Source organism: Paraburkholderia sp. FW306-02-B (genome assembly GCF_058782725.1).
In genome coordinates this window covers 2,201,303-2,225,158 of sequence record NZ_JBYSXZ010000002.1, presented here as the reverse complement: position 1 = coordinate 2,225,158, position 23,856 = coordinate 2,201,303, and the positions used below count along the sequence as shown (strand labels likewise).

The following is a 23,856-nucleotide window of genomic DNA, read 5'->3' as shown; positions in this document are numbered from 1 at the left end:
CGGAGACTCCGCAATCTTCATGCCGTATTTGCCAGACGTCACTGGTTTAACGCACATTACGTGCATGATCGTGCATCGGCGCTGCGCCGCTTTGGTGCGCCGGGTCAGAAAAGGCAGTGGAAAGACGCGCTGTTCGATCGACCGGACGGTCGGCGGGCGCGGCAGACTTCAAAGAAGGCTGTGATCCGGGCAGTACAGACAATTCACGCGGTTTTTCAATCCACGGCATGAAGCTTGCTTTTTGGCGGGCTGCCATCCCTTGTCCAGGAGTCCAGTGTGTCTATACGCGTCGCGTTGAATCATGTCACACATTATCGCTACGACAGGCTGGTTGCACTGTCGCCTCAGGTCGTGCGTCTCCGGCCGGCGCCTCACTGCCGGACCCCGATCCTGTCGTATTCGATGCGGGTCGAGCCGGCCGGGCATTTCATCAACTGGCAGCAGGACGCGTTCGCCAACTATCAGGCGCGTCTGGTGTTCCCCGAGAAGACGCGCGAATTCAAGGTGACCGTGGATCTGGTCGCCGAGATGGCCGTCTACAACCCGTTCGATTTCTTTCTCGAACCTTCCGCCGAGGCATTCCCCTTCGAGTATGCGCCGGGCCTCGCGCTGGAACTTGCGCCGTACCTCGTCAAGCGCACCCCGACGCCGCGCTTCGCCGAATTTGTCGCGAGTATCGACCGGACGCCGAAACGCACCGCCGACTTCCTCGTCGAACTGAATCAACGCCTGCAGCACGAAATCCGCTATCTGATCCGCATGGAGCCGGGCGTGCAGACGCCCGAGGAAACGCTGACCAGCGCGGCGGGTTCGTGCCGCGACTCCGGCTGGCTGCTGGTCGAGACTTTGCGGCAACTGGGTCTGGCGGCGCGTTTCGTGTCCGGCTACCTGCTGCAACTCGCGCCCGATACCAAAGCCATCGACGGCCCGAGCGGCACCGAAGTCGACTTCACCGATCTGCACGCCTGGTGCGAGGTGTACTTGCCGGGCGCCGGCTGGATCGGCCTCGATCCGACTTCCGGCCTGCTCGCGGGCGAAGGACACATACCGGTCGCCTGCACGCCGGAACCCGGCAGCGCGGCGCCGATTTCCGGCGCGGTCGACGAATCCGAAGTCGAGTTCGAGCACACGATGTCGATCGAGCGCGTGCTGGAAACGCCGCGCGTCACCAAGCCGTACAGCGAGGAGGTGTGGAGCGACGTGCTGCAAATGGGCGCGCAGGTCGACGAGCGCTTGACCGACATGGACGTGCGCCTGACGATGGGCGGCGAGCCGACCTTCGTGTCGGTGCGCGATCGCGACGCCGCCGAATGGAACACCGACGCGCTCGGACCCACCAAGCGCGGCTATGCGGTCGCGCTGATGGCCAAGCTGCGCGCGCGTTACGGCGCGAACGGCTTTTTGCATATCGGCCAGGGCAAGTGGTATCCGGGCGAGCAGTTACCGCGCTGGGCGATGTCGCTTTACTGGCGCGCCGACGGCGAGCCGTGCTGGCAAGATCCGTCGCTCTTTGCCGACGAACGGGAGCCTGGCACCTACACCGCCGAGGACGCGCAGCGTTTCCTCGCGCATCTGGCGGGCAAGCTGTCGGTCGACAAGGAATGCATCCACGCCGGTTTCGAGGACGTCTGGTACTACCTGTGGCGCGAGCGCCGTCTGCCGGTCAACGTGGATCCCTTCGATGCGCGTCTGGACGACGAACTCGAGCGCGTGCGTCTGCGGCGCGTGTTCGACACCGGCCTGGTTGCCGCCACCGGCTACGTGCTGCCGCTCGCGCGCGAACGCGACGTGCCGCATCAGCCGCCGACGTGGGTCACGGGCCGCTGGTTCCTGCGCGACGAACGCATGTACCTGATCCCCGGCGACTCGCCGATGGGTTATCGCTTGCCGCTCGACTCGCTGCCGTGGGTGTCGAAGACCGACTATCCGTATCAGCACGCGCACGATCCGTTTGCGCCGCCGGTGCCGTTGCGCTCGGCCGCGCAATTGCGGATGCAGTACGAAGGCGAGTCCCGCAACATGACCGCCGCCGATGCGCGCAATGCGGCGGCGTTGTCTTCGTCGGCGGCGGATTTGCTGAGCGGCATGCCGGGCAGCGGCGCGTTGGCCTATGCGCCGGACCAGCAACGCGCGCCCGCGCGCGGCGAATCGGCGAAGGAAACGATCCGCACGGCGATCTGCGTCGAAGCGCGCGACCCGAAGCGCGCGGCCGGTCCGAAGGCCGAGACCGAGGCGTTCGGCAGCGGCCACAAGCTGCTGCATGTGTTCATGCCGCCCCTCACGGAACTCGACGACTTTCTCGAGTTGCTCGCCGCGATCGAAGCGACGGCCGCCGAGTTGCAGATGAAGGTGGTTGTCGAAGGCTATCCGCCGCCGCGCGACGCCCGCCTGAAAGTGCTGCAGGTGACGCCGGACCCGGGCGTGATCGAGGTGAACATTCACCCGGCGTCGAGCTGGGAGCAGTTGGTCAGTCACACCGAGTATCTGTATCAGTCGGCGCATGAAACCTATCTGAGCACCGAGAAGTTCATGACCGACGGCCGGCATACCGGCACCGGCGGCGGCAATCACTTCGTACTCGGCGGCGCGACGCCCGCCGACAGTCCGTTCCTGCGCCGTCCCGATCTGCTGGCCAGTTTGATCGCGTACTGGCACAACCATCCGTCGCTGTCTTATCTGTTCTCCGGGCTGTTTATCGGGCCGACCAGCCAGGCGCCGCGGGTCGACGAAGCGCGCAACGATCAGGTGTATGAACTGGAGGTGGCGTTCCGCGAATTGCAGCGGCAGATCGACCTGCTCGGCGGACGTGAAAGCGCGAATTTGCCGGCATGGATGATCGACCGGTCGCTGCGCAACATCCTGATCGATGTGACCGGCAACACGCACCGCGCCGAGTTCTGCATCGACAAGCTCTATTCACCGGATGGCCCGACCGGCCGGCTTGGCCTGCTGGAATTGCGCGGCTTCGAAATGCCGCCGCACGCGCGCATGAGTCTGGTGCAGCAGTTGTTGCTGCGGGCGCTGGTGGCGCGTTTCTGGCACACGCCGTACACGCAGCGGCTCACGCGCTGGGGCACCGAACTGCACGACCGCTTCCTGCTCGGCACCTTCGTGAAGATGGATTTTGACGACGTGCTGGGCGAACTGAACGAGGCCGGTTTTGCGTTCGACAGCAGCTGGTTCGCGCCGCACTTCGAGTTCCGCTTCCCGCTGGTCGGCGAGACCACGGTGAACGGCGTCTCGCTGACCATCCGCAATGCGCTCGAACCGTGGCACGTGATGGGCGAGGAGGGCTCGGCGGGCGGCACGGTGCGGTACGTGGATTCGTCGGTGGAAAGGCTCGAAGTGCGCGCGCTCGGCTTGAACGGCAACCGCCATGTGCTGGCCGTCAACGGCGTGCCGGTGCCGTTGCAGCCCACCGGCCGCGTCAGCGAGTATGTGGCCGGCGTGCGTTTTCGCGCGTGGTCGCAGCCATCGGCGCTGCATCCGACCATCGGCGTGGACGCGCCGCTCACTTTCGATCTGGTCGATACATGGAGTGGCCGTTCAGTAGGCGGATGCCAGTATCATGTCGCTCATCCGGGTGGACGCAGTTACGAGACCTTCCCGGTCAACTCCTACGAGGCGGAAAGCCGGCGGCGCGCGCGCTTCTTCGCGTCCGGGCATACGCCGGGGCCGCTCGCGGTGGACACGCCGCAGCGTAGTCTGGAGTTTCCTTTCACGCTGGACCTGCGCTACTGGTAAAACGCAGCACACCTTTAAAACGACACGACCTTGGCCTTTCAATCGACTTTTCCCTTCGAAACGTCCGCGGCTCGCGCGGACGCTTCATCCCTGCTGCGGCTGTTGCCGGCCTACGAAGGACATTGGGACGAGTTGCGTGACGCGTCAGGAGCACTGCGCGAACCATGGCGGCAATTCTTCGAGCGCCTCGGCGAAGACGGCATCGCGGGGCTGGAGCACAACTGCGAGTCGGTTGCGCAGCAGATCCGCGATAACGACATCAGCTACAACGTCTACTCGGACAACGGCGAGCCGCGGCCATGGGCGCTCGACCTGCTGCCGTTCCTGATCAGCGAGGCCGAGTGGGCGCATATCGAGCGGGGCGTGACGCAGCGCGCGCATCTGCTCAATGCGATCGTCGCCGATATCTACGGCCCGCAGACCCTGCTTCAGCGCGGGCAGTTGCCGCCCGCGCTGGTGTACGGGCATTCGGGTTATCTGCGCTCCGTGAGAGGCTTCACGCCGCCGGGCGGCCAGTATCTGCAAGTGGTCGCGCTCGATCTGGCGCGCCCACCGAGCGGCGATTGGACCGTGATGGCGCACCGCACCGAGGCGCCGTCCGGCCTCGGCTACGCGCTGGAAAACCGGCTGATCGTGTCGAGCCTGTTCGCCGATCCGTTCCGCACGATGCGCGTGAGCCGCCTCGCGCCGACCTATTCGCAGCTGATCGCGACGCTCGTGCAAGCGGCGCAGGCAACCATGCGTCACGACACGGCGGCACAGGACCACTCGCCGCATATCGCGCTGCTCACACCGGGGCCGTTTAGCGAAACCTACTTCGAGCACGTGTTTCTCGCGCGTTATCTGGGCGTCACGCTGGTCGAAGGCAAAGACCTGACGGTGCGCGACGACATGCTGTATCTGAAGACGCTTGCCGGTCTCGAGCGCGTGCACGTCGTGCTGCGCCGTCTGGACGATGCGTTCTGCGATCCGGTCGAACTGCGCGCCGACTCGACCATCGGCGTGCCCGGTCTGTTGCAGGTGATGCGCGCGGGCAACGTGATCGTTTCGAACGTGCCGGGTTCGGGCTTCGTCGAATCGCCGGCATTGCACGGTTTTCTGCCGGGCATCGCCGAAGTCCTGCTCGACGAAGATCTCGTGTTGCCGAGCGTGCCGACCTGGTGGTGCGGCGAAGAGGCGGCGCGCGAGCACGCCTTCAGGCGTCTGGACGAAGCGTTCATCGTGCCGACGTGGCCGGTCGCGCCGCGCGATGCGCCACCCGGCATCCAGCAGGGCAGGCAGCGGCTCGCATCATGGCGCGAACGCATCGAAGCCATGCCCGACACCTTCACGATCCAGCAGCCGCTGCGCTTTTCATGCACGCCGCGCTACGAAGACGGCACGCTTGGCCGCCGCCCCTCGGTGCTGCGCGTCTATGCGATTGCGGATTTCAACGGCGGCTGGCATGTGATGCCAGGCGGCTTCACGCGGATGGCCGCCGAGCGCCAGGCGACCGTCTCGATGCAGTTCGGCGGCAGCAGCGTCGATACATGGGTGCTGTCGAGCCAGCCGACTTCGACCTTCACGCTGCTGCCTTCGCCGATGCAACCCGCCGACCTCGCGCGCAAGCATCGGACCGTGTCGAGCCGCGCGGCGGAAAATCTCTTCTGGGCCGGACGCTACGGCGAACGCTCCGAAAACAACGTGCGGCTGTTGCGGCTGATTCTCGACTCGCTGGAAGGCAACGACGCCGACGCGATGTTCCCCACGCTCGTCGAGCTCGCCGTGTACTGCGGTCTCGTGCAAGCCGGCGATATGTTTGCGCCGCATTCGCCGCAAGCGTTCGAGCGCGCGCTGGTCGCGAATCTGAGCGAGACCACCGGCGCGGCGAGCATCGGCCAGAACCTCACCAGCCAGGCGCGTTCGAACGGTGAAGTGCGTGGGCGTTTGTCGAACGATCATTGGCGCACGATTCTCGCGGCGCGTAACGACTTCCGCGATGCGTTGCAAACGCTGATGCCGGCTACCGGCTCGAACGGCGGGGCATCGCAAGGCAACGGCCGCGGTGAGCGCATCGAGCGCATCGATCGTTATGATCGCGTGACGCTGATGAATGCGCTCGAACACCTGTCGGTGCAGTTGTCGGCGATCAGCGGCGCGCAAGGCGACCGCATGACGCGCGACGAAGCCTGGCGCCTTCTGTTCGCGGGGCGGCATATCGAACGTGTGTCGGCGATGACGTCGATTTTGCGCGTGGTCGCCGACAAGGGCCAGCTCGCGACGCCCGCCGGCTTCGATCTGCTGCTGCAACTGTTCGACAGCACGCTGACGTATCGCTCGCTCTATCCGGGCCGCTTCGAGGTACCTGCCTTGCTCGATCTGCTGGTTATCGAGCCGACCAATCCGCGCGGCCTGTATGGCGTCTACGAGCGTCTGCGCAATAAGCTCGACGAGATTTCCGCGGCGGCGGGCAGCATGCGGCATCGTCCGTTCGCGGAACTGATGCCGCCCGCTGCGTCGTTGCCGACGCTCGAACGCCTGTGCGCGACCGACGAAGACGGCGCTTACGTCGACCTGATCGCGGTATGCGATCAGATTGGCGGCTTCGTCGGCGCGGCGGCGCACGAGATCAGCGCGCGCTATTTCAGTCACGCGAGTACGGTTGCATCGCAGGTATGGTCATGAAGAGTCCGCAAACCGTGTTGTCCGTATCGCATCGCACCACCTATCACTACTCGACGTACGTCGAGACCGCGCAGCATCTCGCGACGATCCGGCCGATCGTGTGCTCGTGGCAGCGCGTGGTATCGCATAGCGAGCGGATCGAGCCGGAACCGTCGTATCTGCATAGCCGTATCGATGCATTCGGCAACGACGTACTGTACTTCGCGTTGGACGCGCCGCACGAGCGCCTGCAACTGGTCAGCGAAACGACGGTGGCGCTCACGCCGCGCTGGACCGACCTCGACCACGACGCGACGCCCGAATGGGAGGATGTGGCGGACGCGCTGCGTTTTCGCGTCGGCGGCCAGTTCCGGCGCGAGGCCGAATTCTGTTTCGCGTCGCCGAATATCGTGCCGCGGCCGTCGCTGCGCGACTATGCATTGCCCAGCTTTCCACCGGGCACGCCGATCGCGGCGGGCGCGATCGATCTGATGCACCGGATTCACGAAGACTTCGAGTACAAACCGTCCGCGACGATGTTCGATACGCCCGCCGAACGCGCGTTCGAGTTGAAGAGCGGCGTGTGCCAGGACTTCGCGCAAGTGATGATCGGCTGCTTGCGCTCGCTGGGTTTGCCGGCGCGTTATGTCAGCGGTTATCTGCGTAACGATCCGCCGCCGGGGCAACCGCGTCTGATCGGCGCGGATGCGTCGCATGCGTGGGTGTCGGTGTATTGCCCGGGCAGCGGCTGGATCGATCTCGATCCGACCAATGACGTGCTCGCCGATATGGATCACGTGACGCTCGCGATCGGGCGCGATTACAGCGATGTGTCGTTGCTGCGCGGGATGATTCTTGGGGGCGGGGCGCATCGGGTGGAGGTGGGGGTCACGGTGTTGGCGCTGTAACGGTAGTCCTTCAATCCTCCCGCAAGCGCATCTTGGCTATCGTTGCCTCCCACAAACTGAAAATCTTCCAGAAACCCGTGTGGGAATTGGCTCCCATGGAAGTTGGGGCGCGCCAAAGGGTTCGGCAGCGGCTTTTGTCGCGGAAGTTCAACGCTCGTCGGGTCCAGACGTGAGCGCTGTTTTGTCGGCAGGGTGCTCGTGGCGTATGCACAAAATTTCGCATGCGAAAAGCGTCAGAAACCCCCAAAAAGTCGTAGATTGTGAAACAGGAGGCATATTTTTGCAGCAAGTGCAGGGATATGCTTTACAACTGAGCCGACGTCAAGTCGGCTTCGTTGCATCTAGACGCAACTTTGAAGGTCCCAGTTCGACCCACTACGGACCCTCGACCTTCTCTATACCGGACGTTCGCAGATTGCACCCAACGCCCCAGCACGTACGATCAGTGTCGGCTAGCCCCGCCGGTCAATTGCCGCGAGCCGATAACGAAACATCTCATCGAACGCTATAGCTTGGTCATGAGGCCAGGATGTGAGAGTTAAACACGGTAGCCGATGCAAGTTCGAGTTTCGTAGGAGCTTCAAATTCCGCTTCCATAAAATCGAACATGGCAGGCGAAACTTCAAACGAAAACGTTTCGCCCTTTTCGGAGTTCCTTGTCATAACCCGACTGCGGCGTATGTCATGCGGTGCGGTGACATAGTGAAGCTTGCTCGAAATGCCAGCGTCTCTGGCTTGTTCGGCAAACGCCGAACGATTTCTCGCCTTCATGAAACCAAGATCCAAAACAACGCTTCCGCCATTTTTCGCTATTTGCTCAGCGGTGCGCCAGATTTGACGCTCGCAGCGCTGCACTCGCTCCATGATCCAGCTCAAACTAATCGGATCTGGAAGGTCTGGGCCATACAACTGGGCCATCCACTCGTCAATCGAGAAGCGCGTGCCCTCAGATGCGGCCGCGAGCGTACGCGCGTAAGAAGACTTGCCCGCGCCTTGCGGCCCAAAAACAATATGTATCTCTGCCATGAACCTGCCTTCCCCGTGTTATTCGCCCAGATGGCTCATGGCATGTTACGCGATGAGCTACAGCAGTGGGCCCACTTGATTGTCGATTGTCATCAATTCAGATGCATGAGTCGAACGTCGCGTGTTGGCCGCACTGAGCCCGACGACGACCGGCTCAGGTCGACCCACAAGAGACGACCGATTTTCTCGATTGCGGACGCTCGCGAAATAGCATTTGACAAACCCATTGGCGCACCTCGCATTGCTCGAAATCGGCCACTCGCAGTCGTCCAGACGTGATGGTGGGCAACCACCACATCACATTTGCCGGAACAAGTGCGCGTATTGTTTGCTCACCGCGACTGCTCCGCTACGACCGCGCAGCTTCAGCGACGTCTTTCCCAGCGCACTTACAGACGCACTTTCCACCTGATCGACATTCACCACGGTGCTGCGGTGTACCTGCCAGAAGCGCTCGGGATCTAGCTGCACACTCAGATCCTTGAGGCTCGAGCGAATCAGCAACTCGCCGCTGCGCGTCGTGACAACGACGTACTTGTCTGCAGCCTCGAAGAACAGTACATCTTCGACCGGTACCATCCGGACGTCGTTTCCGCTGGATGCGCGCAGGTAGCGTAGCGGCGCACCGTGGCCGTCGTCCTGTGCGCGTTTCCCGCCCTCGAGGTCACGCGTAATCCGCTCCAGTTGACCGAGCAGGCGTTGCAGGTCCGCCTGAACGTTACCCCCGAGAGTCTCGTCCGGTGCCGTGTGCCGAAGCTGCGCCCGTACCCGCTCGATGGCACGCGTGAGCCTCGCCGCATCGACGGGCTTCAGAAGATAGTCAATGGCTGCTGCGTCGAATGCAGCGAGCGCATATTTGTCGTAGGCCGTCACGAACACGATCTGCGGCGGCGCCGCAAGCGTTGCGCACGCGCGCGCGACGTCGAGACCAGTCGCGCCGGGCATCGAGATATCAAGAAACGCAACGTCCGGTCGCAATGCACCGATTCGCTCGATTGCATCGTGGCCGTTGCCAACCGTCGCCACGATCTTTAACTCAGGCCATGCCATCGCCAATTCCCGCTGGAGCGCGGCTGCTACCAGCGGTTCGTCTTCCGCGATCAGCGCGCTCGGGGCGCCGGATGTACCTGCCGAACGAGTCATGCTGCCATCGTTTGGAGCCGAAGCCCATGCTTGTGGGGTTCTCATGAATTCATACCCTCCCCACTAGATTTGTCATCCACCGGAAGCACGACTCTTGCGACGACGCCGTGCGGCAGGTTCTCGCTGAGGGCCAGCGACGCGTGCTCGCCGTACAGCGCTGCAAGCCGATCGCGTACGTTTGCGAGCCCGACGCCCGAACCCTGCGTGGCCGGGGTCGCACCGAAGCCCTGACCCGTGTCGCTTACGGTCAGTTCGACGTGCTGTTCACCGCGAATCGCGCACACCTCGATCCGTCCACCCGCCACAGCGACCTCGATACCATGCTTCAGCGCATTTTCGACGAGCGGCTGCAGAAGCATGGGGGGAACCGGTAGAGTCGCGCAATCGGCGGGAAGATGCAGCGCATAGGAGAGCCTCGAGCCGAGGCGTATTGCCTGCACGCCGAGCATCGAATCGAGTGCCGCGAACTGGTCCGAGAGCGTCTCGCACTCGGCTCTCGACGCTTCTAGCGTTGCCCGCAGCAGTCGATTGAAGCTGCCTAGCAGTTCTCTTGCCCGGGGTGGATCGGATGCGATCAAGCTGTCGAGGGCCGCAAGTGTGTTGAAAAGAAAATGCGGCTCGATCTGCGCTTGCAACGCCTGCAAACGGGCGCGCAGCGCGGCTTTTTCCGCGGTTTCCTTCAATAGTGCAGTGCGAACCACCTGCTCACTCAGACCGGCGATCCTGGCTCTCGACCAGCCGTACCAGGTGGCCAGCAGGGTCGCTACCAGTGCGATCCAGCCAGTCGTGGCGAGCCCTTTGGTGGCGAAGGTCTTGTTGATGTCGAGGCCCAGCACTGCGCTAGTCAGCCCCAGCCCAATCACAGTGCCGCCGCCGACCGCTGCGACCATGAGAACGGCGAGTCGTGGCGCGGTCAGTGCGTCTCGACGCTGGAGACGAAAGCGGCCGAGCTGGATCAGCAGCATGATCGACAGCCCGATGGCTTCACTGGCGACAAGATTTTTGCCGAAGCCGGTGCCCACGCCGGCCATGGTCAGTCCGGCCGCGATCAATGCATTGCCGCCTGCGACCACCAGCACGGCCTCGTGCGCGTACTTGGACAGCAGTTGTCTTCCCGGGATAGGCCGATCGACGGAGGTGTCCGGGCGTTTGCTGTTGCTGCAGGAAGTCATGCAATCCATCCAGTGACGATGATGTTCAGCAGGCGGTGCGGCGTAGCCACTGCCGCGATACCGGCCACCACCAGACCGACAAACGAGCCTCGCATGGCGTTTTTGTGCCCGCGAACGTTGCCTTGCCGAATGGCCCAGATTGCACGCGCGATGCTAACGAACGTCAGCAGCGACAGTCCGTGCACCCAGGAAAAATGGCCGGGATTTAACGCCCGGATGCCGAACGAACTGAGCCCAGTGACTAACATAGTTAGCGCCCAGATGCGACCCAGCATCCTGTGGCGTGCGGTACCTTTTTCGAGCAGGAGCAGAGCTGCTCCCAGTATGACAGAAAGGGTTGCAGCGACAAGATGCACGGCGACGGGGGTAGGCATGCTGGACTCCCTGGCAGGACGAGCGAACTCGATGGCCGGAGTCTGTGCGGTAGTCAGATTCTTTTCGAGTCTCTTGCGACGAAGCGTGCGAATTCCGTCGCCAGTGGTGGTTGGAGTGTCGCGAGAGCCCGTCTGGGGCAGGTTCAACGCGAACGAAGACACACCGGCGCAAATCTTGCACAGCGAAGAAGAGCTTCCCTGCGCTGGCGCGCGGGCGAGCTACGAGGTCAGCAAGCGGGATCTCGTTGCGTTTTCTTGCCAGACGCCGAAGAACGAAATCGTTTATGAAAAGATGATCATTCACGGCGATACGCTCGTCGCCGTGCAATTCACCTATCCCGTCGCGGAGCAGGCGACCTGGTCGCCCGTAATCAAGCAAATGGCGGGTTCGCTGCGTACCGAGTAATCACGATCCGTACGCTGGCTCGCCGCACCGTCGCCGGTGTTGACCGCGACGCTGCCGCTTCAGTAGTCGTACACATGCTCCGTAACCAGGCCGTCCTTCCCGGCTGCCGCCAGAAAATCGGACAGGCCGCGAACCGATATCAGCAGCGCGACGCGTCGAGTATGGGCAGGCATTGTCAGTGATTGCTCGAACAACATACGGCCGCTACCGGGCGGCAACGCGGCGTCGTCTTTCATCCATACCGTGACCAGGATCTCCGATGTGTTGCCGGCGATATCGGTGAGATGAATACCCTGTTGCGCGAGCGATGTCGCCGCAAGCCTGAAGTCGAAATAGCGCGGCAACGCAAGTAACGCCCGACCGTCTGGCAGACGGGCAAGCACGCTGACGTGAGCCGGCGCCGACCAGCCATCGGGCAGGTGGTCCACGACAACATTGGTCGTCATCAGGGCCGGCGTGTAGGTGGCCCGCGTTGCCTTTTCGATCAGTTTTCCATACACAGCCTTGATCGCGTATTCGGTGGTCAACGCGTAGCGGCGTTCCCATTTGCGCACGAGCCCCGGCCCCCACATCGGGACGTCGCTCCAAAGGTGGCGCAGCCGCGCGCTGAAGTCGAACAGGTACCAGGGCTCCTGACGGATAAAGTCCACGTACTCCTGAGCCGCCTGAGCGCCATAGCGGTCCTCGTCGGTGAGCTTTTTCCCGCCGAGCAGCCAGCTCGCGCGGCCCACGGTATTTTCGTAGACGGAGCGCAGCGCATATTCCACGGTCGTGCTCGATGCGATCACCCAGATCATCACGTGGTAACCGGGATTGAGCGGATAGCTGTCGTGCATCTGCTCGCGCGTGACGGCCGCGTAGCTCGACCAGAGCTGGCCGATCTGGTCGAGAAACGGAAAGTCGTGCGACGGCGCGGTTTGCACGATCCGCGCGTACTCCGCGGGACTGTGCACGAGATACCACTCCGGAAAGGTCAGCAGCGTCTGCTCAGTGCCGCGGCGATCCGCTGCCGGCACGGGGCTTTGATATGAAGTGCCCGGTGTCTCGGACGCCGTGGAGGACGCCGCCGCATGCGCAGCCGGCGTGGCGAATGTGAGCGCGACGCCGATGGCGAGAAGCGCGTTCCGCAACTGCCGCATCATGCAGCCTCTCCATGGCGCATGAACGCCATCAGGATGTTGTCCGACGGATCGCCTTGCTGGGTCAGGCGCAAGCCAGTATGGCGAAAGCCTGCCGCTTCGACGCGCGAGATCCAGTCGTCCACACTGGCGAAATGACGGAGTTCCGACCGATTGGTTTCCCACGTTTCGCCGAGCCCCGCATTGAAGACCGTATGGGCAAGCGAAACGAACGCGTCCATAGTCGGCGTCGTGACATCGTGATCGCGGACCACGAAAAAGCCACCCGGACGGACGATCCGCGCGATCGAGTCGAGAAACGGCGCGAGCTTCGCCGGCGCCATGTGGTGCAAGCCGACGAAGCAGCTCACCAGATCCGCGCTAGCCGCAGGTAGCGCGATGGGCGCGTAGTCGCTCAAAGGCTGGAACTCGCCTATTGAGCCGATCTGCCCACGCTCGACGATATCGACTGGGCTCATTCCCGGTCGCACATCATTAACCAGAGTGACGTGGCCTTTGAGGCGCAGATACTTCTTCATGGCGCGAACGTAGCGCCCTGTCGTACCAATCTCGACATAGTCTTGCAACGGCGCATCCCCCAGCAGCATGGCGGCTTGCCGGCCCATTTCCGCTTTCTGCATCGACAGGGACGGCAGCGCGTGCGTGAGCATCGCGAGGCGCGGCGTGATCGATTTGAGGCCCGCCTGAATTGCGCGATAGATGCGCTCGTCGCCAACGTGTTCGGCTGTCGACGTCTTGATCAACGTATGCAGACGGTCCTCAGGCAGCACGTTGAAAATATTCTGCAGGAACGCATAGAAACGATCGGCTTCACGCTCGTTACGATAGATCGTGGCGAACAGGGCGCCGTCGCTCTCCTCCTGCGTCGCCGTGACGGCGGGCAAAGTGGCTGGCGATGCGGCAGCCGACAAGGGCGTCGCGTCAAGCGCGCCTCGCTCAGGAGCATAGTAGCGATCCCACAGCGCGCCACGCAGGCGGTATTGCGGATCGAACTGCTGCTTGAGTGCAAACATTTCGCGTGCTCGCGGATAGGCGCGATGGAACTGCTCGCGCGTCGCGTGCAACTGGTAGGGCAGATAGTAAGTGCCGCCCACGGCGAGCACCGCGTCGATCAGTTCGCGCGTCCATACCGCAACGCGCTCCCTGGCATTCTCACGAGTGCGCTGCTTGTAGTAGAGCACGAAGGCAAACGTCTCGCCGCGCGCCCACGCCATGACGGTGCGGTTGTCGGCGAGCGCATGGCGGATCGAAATGTTGACTGCGTTCACCCGATGCCGCGAGAGGATCGCCGATAGCGCCTCGGCAAATCGCGTGACGGCGTCCACGGGCACGAAGTACTCCTGCAGCACATACGTGCGCCGGCGGCGCCCCACCGGCTCGAGTTCGGCGACGTCGTAACCGGCTTCGTAATTGCGCCAATGCACCTTCTTGCCGAAATGCAGCAGAGGGTCGTACAGAAACTCGCGACGGAATTTGCCGAGCGGTGTTTCAGTAATTGCCCATAGAAAGTATTTCGCAGCAAGAAAACCGCGACTGAGCGGTTGCAGCCGCGCCGACGTGGCCGGCTCGTCGGTGACCGTCCAGCTGATCGCCCGGCCGCGCGTGTAGCGCGGCGGATAGAGGTCGAAATTGTGGAAGATCACATCTTGATGGCTGCGCACGTTTGTATCGAACCATGCCTTGTAATCGGCAGTGCGCATCTTGCGGTCGCTGCGCTTGACCCGCGTGTTGGGCACTAGGTCGAGTTCCACTTCGGTGATGATGCCTACGCCGCCATATCCGCCGATCGCCGCGTTGAACAACGTGGTGTTCTCGGACGGGGTGGCGTTGACTACTTCGCCGTTGGCGAGCACGAGCGTAATCGCCCGCACCGACAGCACAACCGGGCCCAATCCCATGTATCGCCCGTGCGCGTTAACCGACAGCGCGCCACCCACCGTGAAGTTCGCGTAAGTCTGCATGATCTTGACAGACAGGCCGTGCGGATCGATAAAACGCTGGATGTCGCACCAGCGGATGCCGGCCTGCACGCGAATCACCGACGTGTGCGGCTCGAACCGGAGCACACGGTTCATCTTGCGCATATCGAGATGCAGGGTGCCTGGACTCGCAGTGTGCCCCCCCATGCTGAAGTGGCCGCCGCCTATCGACACTGGCAGATTGGTCTGGGTGAGCGCCTCGATGACTTCCTGCGTGGTGGTGGGCGTAGCGACTGAAAATACGGGAATCTGGTTCAGCTGAGTGACGTCGTTGACCGTTGCCATATCTGCATCACTCCGCGATGTTGACTTTGAGGTAATCCGAGCGGGTCGTCGGATCGGGGCCAAAGCGGTTTTCGTGATCGACGCCGCGGCGCAGCATCTGGATCAGCACCCAGATCGGCCCGAACACCGGGACGATGGTGGTCAGTAACGACCATCCGCAGCGGCCGATGTCGTGCAGGCGTTGGGTCGAGAGCGCGCCCGCGCTCCAGAGGAAGACGATCGCGAAGAGGGCCGCGCCCATCTCGCCAAACCAGGAACCGGCGAGACTGCCGAAGGCGGCGCACACGAGTGCGGCGATGATGATCCGGGTCAGCCATTCGCTGCGGGTAATGCGACCGCGGCTCAAAAAGAAAGCGGAGGCGAGGGTAGTTAATAGCATTTTTATTTTTGCCTATTCCCGGGAGTCAATTGGCGATTCCTGAAGCAGTCAAAAGGTTTCAAGCTTCGGCGCGCAAGTTTAAGCGGACTTGATATTATCGGTCGATCTCAATCTTGAGAAAACTGGCTGAGCGTAACTGTACATAAATATTTGCCATGGTAAGTCTGCCGCCAAACCCATAAAGCATAAAGAGAATGTGTGAGACTTCATGAAACTTTATAAAATCGCGATCGCACTGGTCGCTATGCCGATCATTGCGCTGGTCGCCGTATTAGGCGGCGCGGATCTGATCGCCCATAGCCGCGAGCGGGACGTCGCGCGGAGCGCGGCGCCGGCCGGATCACGCTTCGTGCGTGCGGCGGACGTGGACATGCTGATACAGGAGCGCGGCCCCGCTAACGGACAGCCGATCGTCTTCATCTCTGGCGTGGGTGCCTGGAGTTCGACGTGGCTTCCGACCATGGACTATCTCGGTCGGGCCGGCTATCACTGCATCGCGGTGGACCTGCCGCCTTTTGGGTACACCAGCCGGCCTGCGGCCAATACATACGACACGGGCCACCAGGCGTTGCGCATTCTCGGGATGCTCGACACGCTGAAGCTTTCGCCGGTGATTCTCGTTGGCCATTCGTTCGGTGGGCGAGCCACGGTCGAAGCGTTGATGACCGAACCCGGGAGATTTAAAGCGGCGGTGCTGGTGGACGTTGCGCTGTCTATCGATCCGCCGCCAACTGACCGTGGGTTGGCCGGTAAGCTGATTGAGCTACCGGTCGTCGCGCGACCGGTGATTGCTGCGACGGCAACCAATCCACTGCTCACCGGATGGTTTCTACGGAAGTTCACCTCGCGTCATGACGCGCTGACGCCTGACCGGATTGCCGTCTACCAGCGACCGCTTTCGCTGGTTGGAACAACGGAGGCTTACGGAAACTGGCTGGATGCATTTGTCAATGATCCAGACCGCAGCAGAAGCAGCCGCTCATCGGACTACGCGTCACTGACAATGCCGGTCGAAGTGATCTGGGGAGCGACCGACGGAGTGACGCCCGTTAGTGAGGGACTACGCCTGTCACGACTGTTGCCTGACGCGCGCATGGAGGTGTTGCCTGGAGTCGGGCATATACCTCACGTCGAGGATAATGCAGCTTTCAATCGCGCGGTTGAGAACTTCCTGATCCGCCTGCAGGGCGTGCAGGCGAACTGATTTCAATGGTGCTAGCGGGCACAAGCCGGCCACAAAGGGACGCTCGCTTGCGAACGTAAAGCACGTGTTCGTCAAAGCGGCAGCTCGGCTGAACAACCGCGCAGAGAACAGCCATCAACCGACACGCGAACGCGAGCGCCGTGCGTGGCTTTCGCGATCCGAAACGCACACAGAAATTTCTCTCGTGCTTCGGGCCGGTCCGGCAACATTTCGCGCTCAAGCGGCATCTGCTGCGCGCTTCACTCTTTCGCAAACAACTCGCAGCCCGGTTCGTTGCATGGCGCGAATTCGCCGAACTCGCCCAAAGTCCGTCGACGGCTTTCTGACAGTCGTCACACCTGCCGTCGTGCCGGCTCACTCTCGGTAACTTGACAAAGCCTTTCAGGGGTGTCTTTAGGATTCGGAATTTTACACGCCAGCATCCGACGGGGAACGCGCCCGTCATTCTCCAGGCTCTTCCCGGATGGTCGACGGGAGCAGCGAAGATCGACTACTGAGAGGGCGCGGCGCGTCAACGGCCTTGATCAGGGAGCGTAGTAGTTCAATTCATCGATCCGCGCACGGATCGCGTCCACATTGAGTGCCTCGATATCGGCGCTCGCCATCGATCCCCGGTCGGCTCGCCATGGACCGTTATCGGCTTGACGCTGCGCTTCGCGATAAGCCAGCCACTGACGTTGGGCGTTGCGGATCAGCGTGCGCGATTGCGGATCGGCGTTGCGCATGATCCGTTGATACACGTCGTTCATGCGTTTGTCGTACGCAAGGTAGGCCTGGTGCGAACAGTCGGTCATGCCCGCCGTAGTCTGCCCCGCTGGCGTGCCGAGACATGCCTCGACCTGAGCCTCGATCGGATCGACTTTCTTTTGCGCCGACGCGATGGGCACAGCAAGGACCATCAGGATCAAAAAACTAGCCGTTCTTCTCATCATCCGCCCTCATCCGTCGATAGCTGTAAATGTGCAATTACGCATGTTGCCAGTGGCCAGGCATAAGGTGTCGTTCGAATTTCGTAGGATCGTCCGTATGGTTCCCGGCTGTCGTATCGTTCGATCCGGTTACGGAGTGTCAGAGATCGATTCGCGCCAATGCCGCCAGGGCACGATGCCGCAGGCACATCGTCTGTGGCCGTCCTGACGGGACCGGTGCGTGGCCGTGCCGCCTCGTCGAACAAACGGACGTTCATTGCCGGGTGCCGCGGTTCGCGGGCCCGGGCAGCGCGGATCGCGACGCCGTGTAACCCGCCCCATCGGATGCGCCAGATGCGCGCGGAACGGCTTTCGGCGGCTGATATCGGCGTGCGTCCGGATACCAGTGCCGGTGGCATTCCCGGCAGCGGTACTGGAGCCTGTGCGTGGCGCGATGCATGATCGGCGTGATCATGCGGCTCGCACACCGTGGGCAGACGAGGCCATCGGGCAGCGGCAGCAGATGACGGCGGCTCGCGTGCAGCGAAGCTTGATAGCCGCACGATCGACACTTCAGCACCGGGTTGTCGGGCTCGTTGCGCCGCCGGTAGTGGAGGTGCGCGGCGCCGCAGCGCAGGCAGCACAACCCCCTGGGCCGCCGCGGAAAAACCAAGCCGGTAGCGTGGCCGGGAGGCGAGCGGCACGCCGGACTGCCCGCACCACGCGGCCAGATCGTCCGGCAGGGGCGCGAGCCGTTCGCGATAACGCGCAAACAGCTTCGAATCGTGGATTTCCGGAACCGTGGGCTGTCGAGTGTAGTGGTGGTGACGCAGTATTTTCATCTTCCGAGAGCCATCCTGGCACTCAAGCGTTTGGGTGTACGCGAAGTCAGTGGTGCGTATCCAGGGTTCTGGGAAGTCCGGGATATCTATTCCACTATGCGCGAAGTACCTGCCCTTGTCTGGTATGGCATCCGGTCGTGATAGCACCATCTTCAGGCGGTGTTTGATGGTAATGCAAAGGAGTTTGTATGGCCCAACTGGTAGGAAAAGACGACCGCACGACGACCGGTGGATACGTGCTCGGCGCGAGTTCGACGTCCTTTGACGAAGGGTGTCCGATTTCGCAACACGGCGATCTCGCGACATGCGGCAAGTGCAAAGGAACATTTCCGATTTTCGGAACGGCCAGCACTTGGTTTGATGAAGGCGTGCGGCACGTCAAACACACTAGGTGAAGCGAGCGGACTTTCATTTTTCGTGCGATGAGCGCTTTTAGCCATCTTCCTCCGGTACGCCGATCGGCTTCTCTCTGGAGCCGGAACTTTGCCGCCCGCGCGGCAAAATTCACAAAAACTTGACTCTGTGCGTATGCACATATAGACTGCGCAGCATGAACCGTCCTCTCTCTTACGACGAATGCAACTGTTTCGCGCTGCGCCAGGCGGCGCGGCACGTCACGCAGATCTACGAACGCCATCTCGGGCAGGTCGGCCTGACGGCCGCGCAGTTCACGATCCTTGCCAAACTGGCGCGCACGCCTAATACGCCGATGGTGGACCTCGCCGACGCGATGGTAATGGAGCGCACCACGCTGGTGCGCGCGATGAAACCCTTGCAGCGCGACGGTCTGGTGACCGCGGAATCGGCTGAGCATGACGGTCGCACGTATCTGTTCAGTCTCACGGCAAAGGGCGAGACGACCTTCGACCAGGCCGCCGTCGCCTGGCGGGCCGCGCAGGACGAGTTCGAACAAAAGTTCGGCCACGCGCGCGCAAAAGCGCTGCGCTCCGAATTGTTCAGCATCACAGGCTAGAAGGCGCACAGCACAAGCTCGTTCCGACGGGCTTCAGTACGTCTGATTGTGTGCATACGCACTCACAGGAAAGGAGGCACGGCGATGGAAGGCCTACTCGACGACGACTGCTTTGCGATCCGCCAGGCCGCGCGCTACGTATCGCAGCTTTACGACCGCCATCTGGCGCATGTCGGTCTCACCATCACGCAGTTTTCGCTGATGGGGCGCTTAAGGCGTGTAGGCCCGATGACGATGAAGCAACTGGCCGAAGCCATGCGCATGCAGCGCACCACGCTGGTCCGCACGATCCAGCCGCTGCGGCGTGACGGACTGGTGTCGAGCGAGGCGCTCGGTGCGGACCCGCGGGTATTGTCGATCGCACTGACCGCTGCCGGTGAAGAGCGGCTCAAGGCAGGGCGTGAGCATTGGTACGCGGCACAAGCCGAATTCGAGCACCGTTTCGGCGAGCAACGCGCGGCGGCATTGCGTGGCGAACTGTTCGCAATGACGCGAGATTCCATCTGAAGCCCGCTGCTAGCGGAGCAAGGCCGGCGCAGTGAAAACGCGCTTTTTTTCAGTCTAACCAGTGCATACGCACATTTAATCATGTCCACTACACCTTCGACTCTTGCACCGCCCAGCGCGGCGAACGCCGCCAAAGCCGCACGGCGGATTCCGTGGATGCTGCTCGCGATTATCTCGGTTCTCGTCGTGCTCGCGATTGCCGCGTCGTACTGGTTTATCGCCGGCCGCTTTGTGGAAACGACCGATGATGCGTATGTCGGCGGCGACGTCACCGTGATGGCGCCGAAGGTGAACGGTTTTGTGACCGACGTGCTGGTGCGCGACAACCAGTTCGTGCACGCGAACCAGGTGCTGATCCGGCTCGACGCGCGCGATTACGACGCCCGCCTCGCGCAAGCCACCGCCGAAGTGCAGAGCGCGCAAGCCGCGGTCACCGAATTGCAGGCGAAGAAATCCTTGCAGCTCGCGACCATCAACGAGCAGGCCGCCGAGGTCCGCGCGTCGAGCGCCGAGTTGACGCGCAGCGCGGCCGATCAGACGCGCTATCGCGAACTGGTGAAGGACGATGCGGTATCGAATCAGGTCGTCGAACGCGCCGAGGCCGATCTGACCAAGGCGCACGCCGCGGTCGACCGCAGCAGCGCGGCATTGACCGCGGCGCAACGCCAGATCGCCGTGCTCGACGCGCAGATCGGCGACGCCGAGGCGCGCATCGCAACCGCGCAAGCGGCGCAGCGGGTCGCGGCATTGAACGTCGAGTACACGACGATCCGCTCGCCGATCGACGGCTATGTCGGCAATCGCACCGCGCGCGTCGGACTGCTGGCGAATACCGGCGTTTCGCTGCTCACCGTGGTGCCGTCGAGCGGACTGTGGATCGACGCCAACTTCAAGGAAGACCAGTTGAAGAAGATGCACGTCGGCGACAGCGTCGACGTCGATCTCGATGCTTCGAGCAAACGGATTCACGGCGTGGTCGAAAGCCTGGCGCCCGCGACCGGTGCGACCTTCAGCGTGCTGCCGGCGGAAAACGCCACCGGCAACTTCACGAAGATCGTGCAGCGCGTGCCGGTGCGGGTGCGTCTGAACGTGCCCAAAGAGATGCAAGGCGTGCTGCGTCCCGGCTTGTCGGCGGCGGTGAAGGTCCATGTCGACGCCAACAACGCACCGGTCCACGGATAAAGCCGATCATGAGCCACGCCCACTTCGCCAATCCCGCCGACCAGCCGACGCGCACCAAGGTCTTCGCGTTCGCGCTGATGTGCCTCGGCTTTTTCATGGCGACGCTCGATATCCAGATTGTTGCGTCGTCGCTCAAAGATATCGGCGGCGGTCTGTCCGCGAGTCAGGATGAACTCTCGTGGGTCCAGACCTCGTATCTGATCGCCGAAATTCTGGTGATCCCGATGTCCGGGTGGCTTACGCGCGTGTTCTCGACGCGCTGGCTGTTCGCGTTCTCCGCGCTCGGCTTCACGATCACCAGCATGCTGTGCGGCCTCGCATGGGACATCAACTCGATGATCCTGTTCCGCGGCCTGCAAGGCGCGCTCGGCGCGGCGATGATCCCGACCGTGTTCACCACCGCGTTCGTGCTGTTTCCCGGCAAGCAACGGCTGATCGCGTCCACCACCATCGGCGCGCTGGCGTCGCTCGCGCCGACCGTCGGTCCGGTGATCGGCGGCTGGATCACGTCGCAATGGTCGTGGCATTGGCTGTTTTATTTGAACCTGGTGCCGGGCATCGCCGTCACGCTGATGGTGCCGAAGTACGTTCACATCGACGAGGTCGATCTTTCGCTGCTGAAAAAAGGCGATTATCTCGGCATTCTGCTGATGTCCGGTTTCCTCGGCTGCCTCGAATACGTGCTCGAAGAAGGTCCGCGCAAGAACTGGTTCGGCGACGACGTGATCGTGTTGTGCACATGGATCTCGGCGATCTGCGGTTTTCTGTTCATCGTGCATGCGTTCACGGCGAAAGAGGCGATCGTCGATTTGCGCGCGCTGGCGATTCGCAACTTCGGCATCGGCAGCTTGCTGTCGTTCATCACCGGGATTGGGATTTTCTGCGCGGTGTTCCTGACGCCGGTGTTTCTGTCGCGCGTGCGGGGCTTCGATTCGTTGCAGATCGGTTTGGCGTTGCTGTCGGTCGGGTGCTTTCAACTGCTGGCGCTGGCCGCCTATTCGACGCTGGCCCGTTTTATCGACATGCGCTTGCTGATGATAGTGGGGCTCGTGCTGTTCGGCGTCGGCTGTTATCTGTATGTGCCGTTGACGAATCAGTGGGGCTGGCAAGAACTGCTGATTCCGCAGGCGCTGCGCGGCATCGGCCAGCAGTTCTGCATTCCGCCGATCGTCACGATGGCGCTCGGCTCGCTGCCGCCATCGCGGCTGCGTTCGGCAAGCGGGCTGTTCAACCTGATGCGCAATCTCGGCGGCGCGATCGGTATCGCCGTCAGCAGCACGATGCTCAACGATCGCTTGAATCTGCATTACGAGCGGCTCGACGAGCATGTGAGCGCTGGCCGTCCAGTCATCGAATCGATTTTGCAGCAGCAGAGCGCGCATTTCGCGGCAGTCGGCGGCGATGCGCTCAATGCGGCGAACGCGGGCCTCGGTGCATTGCATGCGGTGTTGATGCGCGAAGCGCTCGTTCTGACCTTCTCCGACACTTTTCTGGCGTTGTCGCTGTGTTTTGTGGTCGGCTTGCTCAGCGTGGCGTTTTCCCGCCCGTTCGGCAACACCGCGCCGCCGCCCGACGCTCATTGAGGAACCGGCATGAAATCGATCGTTATGAAAGCGCTGGCGAGCGCGGCGCTGCTCGGCCTCGCGGCGTGCGCGGTACAACCCGCAACGCACGCGGACTTGCCGCATACGGTGCAGACGGTTGCGCCGAGCGCGTGGAACGTCGACGCGCCGCAAGACAGCGTGAACGCACGGACCTGGTGGACGCAATTCGGCGACCCGGTGATGCACCAACTGGTCGAGTCGGTGCTGACCGGCAATCTCGACGTGCAGGCGGCAGTGGAGCGTGTGAAGCAGGCGCAGGACCTGACGACGCAAACTCGCGCCGCACTGTTGCCGGAACTGAACGCCAGTGCAAACGCTTCCGACTCACGCCAGAACACGCCGCCGCCGCTCGGTTACGTGCGTCAGGCCGGTGTCGGCCTGACCGCGAGCTGGACGCCGGACGTATTCGGCGGCGAACGTCTCGCGGTACTCGCGGCGCAGGCGCAAGTGTCGGGACGTCAGGCGGCATTGAATCAACTGCGCCTCGCGCTCGCGGCGAACACCGCGGCGGCTTATATCGATCTGCGCTGGGCGCAATCGCAATTGCAGATTCTTAGCGACAACGAGCAGATCCGCGCCCGTGCGTTGAAACTCACGCAGGAGCGTCTGCATTACGGGTTGTCGACGCAACTCGACGTCGCTCGCGCGCAGAACCAGTTGCAGGATTTGCAGGCGCAGATTCCGCGCATGCAGTCGATCGTGCAGCATCAGCTGAGTTTGATCGCGGTGTATTCGGGGCGTACGCCGGAGAGCGTCGATAACTTGCTGCTCGCGAATGCGCGCGATATTCCGGTGCCCGCGCAAAGCGTGCCGCAGACGCTGCCGTCCGAAGCGCTGCTTCAGCGTCCCGACGTCCGCAATGCGTATGCGACGGTCGAACAACGCGCGGCGGAAGTGGGCGTGTCGAAAGCGCAGCGCTATCCGCAGTTCAAGCTCAATCTCGCCGACGGCCTGCTGGCGTCGTCGTATCTAGGCTTGCCGACGCTCACCGACAACCTGTTCAGCGCTGCATTGAACGCGACGAGCCCGATCTTCAACGCCGGCCGCATCACCGCGAACATCGACGCGAGCGAGAGCCGGATGCGCGAATCGCAACTCGGCTTGCAGCAAACCATGCTGCAAGCGCTCAAGGAGATCGAAGACAACCGCAGCGATCTGGTGAATGGCGCCGTGCAGGTGGAACGCCTGGGCGGCGCGCTCGATGCATCGGATCATGCGCTGCGGCTGTCGAGCGAACTGTACAAGGGCGGCGCGTCGAGCTTCCTCGATGTGCTGGCCGCGCAGGAAGCGTATCTGCGCGACGCGGAATCGCTGAATCAGGCCAAACGTGAGCATGCGCTTGCGGCGGTCGCGTTGTACCGGTCGCTGGGTGGCGGCTGGGATGTGCCTGACACGGTCACGGCCGCATCGGCGAACTGACCTGCGGGTGCGGCAAATG

The 23,856-nt window shown here is 62.6% G+C and carries 20 protein-coding genes and 1 pseudogene; 12 read left to right on the top strand and 9 right to left on the bottom strand.

From position 1 onward, the window contains the following. Positions 1-46 precede the first annotated feature (46 nt). Positions 47-256, bottom strand: a complete 210-nt coding sequence (locus AC3WOG_RS31285; protein WP_492581655.1) for a hypothetical protein — start codon at positions 254-256, stop codon at positions 47-49. Positions 257-276: 20 nt separating this feature from the next. On the opposite strand from AC3WOG_RS31285, the gene AC3WOG_RS31280 reads away from it, so the two are divergent. The 3 genes from AC3WOG_RS31280 to AC3WOG_RS31270 are packed head-to-tail and all read left to right on the top strand — an operon-like array spanning position 277 to position 7,295. Beyond that, positions 277-3,744, top strand: a complete 3,468-nt coding sequence (locus AC3WOG_RS31280) for a transglutaminase family protein (protein WP_492581654.1) — start codon at positions 277-279, stop codon at positions 3,742-3,744. 30 nt (positions 3,745-3,774) lie between these two features. Continuing rightward, on the top strand, positions 3,775-6,408 hold the full coding sequence (locus AC3WOG_RS31275; RefSeq protein WP_492581653.1) for a circularly permuted type 2 ATP-grasp protein: 2,634 nt from the start codon (positions 3,775-3,777) through the stop codon (positions 6,406-6,408). Beyond that, a complete protein-coding gene (locus tag AC3WOG_RS31270) occupies positions 6,405-7,295 on the top strand; it encodes a transglutaminase family protein (protein WP_492581652.1) in 891 nt (296 codons plus the stop codon). The genes AC3WOG_RS31275 and AC3WOG_RS31270 overlap by 4 nt, the downstream gene beginning before the upstream one ends. Positions 7,296-7,811: 516 nt before the next feature. Here AC3WOG_RS31270 and AC3WOG_RS31265 read toward each other — a convergent pair. From AC3WOG_RS31265 to AC3WOG_RS31250, 4 genes are all read right to left on the bottom strand, one after another. After that, positions 7,812-8,321 (bottom strand): P-loop nucleotide/nucleoside kinase family protein, encoded by a 510-nt coding sequence (locus AC3WOG_RS31265; RefSeq protein WP_492581651.1) that lies wholly within the window; start codon positions 8,319-8,321, stop codon positions 7,812-7,814. A gap of 297 nt (positions 8,322-8,618) precedes the next feature. Then, complete coding sequence (locus AC3WOG_RS31260) at positions 8,619-9,464, bottom strand: LytR/AlgR family response regulator transcription factor (RefSeq protein ID WP_492581650.1); 846 nt, start codon at positions 9,462-9,464, stop codon at positions 8,619-8,621. A 41-nt stretch (positions 9,465-9,505) separates the two neighbouring features. After that, entirely contained in the window at positions 9,506-10,636 is a 1,131-nt protein-coding gene (locus tag AC3WOG_RS31255) for a sensor histidine kinase (protein ID WP_492581649.1), read from the bottom strand. Next, entirely contained in the window at positions 10,633-11,010 is a 378-nt protein-coding gene (locus AC3WOG_RS31250) for a DUF2306 domain-containing protein (RefSeq protein ID WP_492581648.1), read from the bottom strand. The genes AC3WOG_RS31255 and AC3WOG_RS31250 overlap by 4 nt, the downstream gene beginning before the upstream one ends. A gap of 115 nt (positions 11,011-11,125) precedes the next feature. Between AC3WOG_RS31250 and AC3WOG_RS31245 the strand changes: the two genes are divergently transcribed. Further along, positions 11,126-11,416, top strand: a complete 291-nt coding sequence (locus AC3WOG_RS31245) for a hypothetical protein (protein ID WP_492581647.1) — start codon at positions 11,126-11,128, stop codon at positions 11,414-11,416. 59 nt (positions 11,417-11,475) lie between these two features. Here the strand turns inward: AC3WOG_RS31245 and AC3WOG_RS31240 are convergent, their stop codons facing one another. The 3 genes from AC3WOG_RS31240 to AC3WOG_RS31230 are packed head-to-tail and all read right to left on the bottom strand — an operon-like array spanning position 11,476 to position 15,198. Then, positions 11,476-12,558 carry a hypothetical protein gene (locus AC3WOG_RS31240; protein WP_492581646.1) on the bottom strand — a complete coding sequence of 361 codons (1,083 nt, stop codon included), beginning with the start codon at positions 12,556-12,558 and terminating at the stop codon, positions 11,476-11,478. Continuing rightward, the gene (locus AC3WOG_RS31235) at positions 12,555-14,819 is read right to left on the bottom strand and encodes an FAD-binding protein (protein ID WP_492581645.1); all 2,265 of its coding nucleotides are present in this window, start codon (positions 14,817-14,819) and stop codon (positions 12,555-12,557) included. Before AC3WOG_RS31235 ends, AC3WOG_RS31240 begins: the two co-directional genes overlap by 4 nt. 7 nt (positions 14,820-14,826) lie before the next feature. Beyond that, positions 14,827-15,198: a DUF805 domain-containing protein gene (locus tag AC3WOG_RS31230; RefSeq protein ID WP_492581644.1), complete on the bottom strand. Its 372-nt coding sequence runs from the start codon at positions 15,196-15,198 to the stop codon at positions 14,827-14,829. Positions 15,199-15,406: 208 nt separating this feature from the next. Here AC3WOG_RS31230 and AC3WOG_RS31225 point away from each other — a divergent pair, with 208 nt between their 5' ends. Next, a complete protein-coding gene (locus AC3WOG_RS31225; protein WP_492581643.1) occupies positions 15,407-16,402 on the top strand; it encodes an alpha/beta fold hydrolase in 996 nt (331 codons plus the stop codon). A 43-nt stretch (positions 16,403-16,445) separates the two neighbouring features. Next, positions 16,446-16,728: pseudogene (locus AC3WOG_RS31220) on the top strand (IS6 family transposase); the annotation flags it as partial. Positions 16,729-16,926: 198 nt separating this feature from the next. Here AC3WOG_RS31220 and AC3WOG_RS31215 read toward each other — a convergent pair. Further along, complete coding sequence (locus AC3WOG_RS31215; protein ID WP_492581642.1) at positions 16,927-17,334, bottom strand: lysozyme inhibitor LprI family protein; 408 nt, start codon at positions 17,332-17,334, stop codon at positions 16,927-16,929. 1,006 nt (positions 17,335-18,340) lie between these two features. On the opposite strand from AC3WOG_RS31215, the gene AC3WOG_RS31210 reads away from it, so the two are divergent. The 6 genes from AC3WOG_RS31210 to AC3WOG_RS31185 all read left to right on the top strand — a co-directional run bounded on the left by AC3WOG_RS31210 (position 18,341) and on the right by AC3WOG_RS31185 (position 23,837). Then, the gene (locus AC3WOG_RS31210) at positions 18,341-18,547 is read left to right on the top strand and encodes a PAAR domain-containing protein (protein ID WP_492581641.1); all 207 of its coding nucleotides are present in this window, start codon (positions 18,341-18,343) and stop codon (positions 18,545-18,547) included. 155 nt (positions 18,548-18,702) lie between these two features. After that, entirely contained in the window at positions 18,703-19,125 is a 423-nt protein-coding gene (locus AC3WOG_RS31205; RefSeq protein WP_492581640.1) for a MarR family winged helix-turn-helix transcriptional regulator, read from the top strand. Between the two features lie 84 nt (positions 19,126-19,209). Beyond that, a complete protein-coding gene (locus AC3WOG_RS31200) occupies positions 19,210-19,632 on the top strand; it encodes a MarR family winged helix-turn-helix transcriptional regulator (protein ID WP_492581639.1) in 423 nt (140 codons plus the stop codon). An 81-nt stretch (positions 19,633-19,713) separates the two neighbouring features. Continuing rightward, complete coding sequence (locus AC3WOG_RS31195; protein ID WP_492581638.1) at positions 19,714-20,814, top strand: HlyD family secretion protein; 1,101 nt, start codon at positions 19,714-19,716, stop codon at positions 20,812-20,814. An 8-nt stretch (positions 20,815-20,822) separates the two neighbouring features. Continuing rightward, positions 20,823-22,397: a DHA2 family efflux MFS transporter permease subunit gene (locus AC3WOG_RS31190; protein ID WP_492581637.1), complete on the top strand. Its 1,575-nt coding sequence runs from the start codon at positions 20,823-20,825 to the stop codon at positions 22,395-22,397. A 9-nt stretch (positions 22,398-22,406) separates the two neighbouring features. Beyond that, the gene (locus tag AC3WOG_RS31185) at positions 22,407-23,837 is read left to right on the top strand and encodes an efflux transporter outer membrane subunit (protein ID WP_492581636.1); all 1,431 of its coding nucleotides are present in this window, start codon (positions 22,407-22,409) and stop codon (positions 23,835-23,837) included. The last annotated feature ends 19 nt before the right edge of the window (positions 23,838-23,856 follow it).